The 438-nt window shown below is 39.5% G+C and carries 2 tRNA genes; both read left to right on the forward strand.

The features are described from left to right. The first annotated feature begins 105 nt into the window (after positions 1-105). A tRNA-Ile gene (locus tag LS69_RS10170) sits at positions 106-182 on the forward strand. Between the two features lie 14 nt (positions 183-196). After that, positions 197-272 (forward strand) — tRNA-Ala (locus LS69_RS10175). Positions 273-438 lie beyond the last annotated feature (166 nt).

The following is a 438-nucleotide window of genomic DNA, read 5'->3' on the forward strand; positions in this document are numbered from 1 at the left end:
GGTTGGATCACCTCCTTTCAAGAGAAAAGACTAAAGATTCGTTTCTTTGGTTTTAGTTGTTCTTATCCTGCTTAGTTGTCAGAGATTGTTTTGGACTTTAATTAGGGGCTTATAGCTCAGGTGGTTAGAGCGCACCCCTGATAAGGGTGAGGTCGGAGGTTCAAGTCCTCCTAAGCCCACCATACATTAAATTAATGGGGAATTAGCTCAGCTGGGAGAGCGCCTGCTTTGCACGCAGGAGGTCAGCGGTTCGATCCCGCTATTCTCCACCAAAGACTGAAGACTAATAGAAGTTTTTATTAAGATAGGAAGATTTCTATTAGGCTTTTTAAGTCTAAATGTTCTTTTCACAACTAATTGTTAAAGCCTAGATAAGTAATAACTACAATCACGCAAATAACCAAAAGATTGTTTTAATGAACTTACATTCATTAAGGC

Origin of the sequence: Helicobacter sp. MIT 05-5294, assembly GCF_000765675.1 — a bacterium.
GTDB lineage: Bacteria > Campylobacterota > Campylobacteria > Campylobacterales > Helicobacteraceae > Helicobacter_D.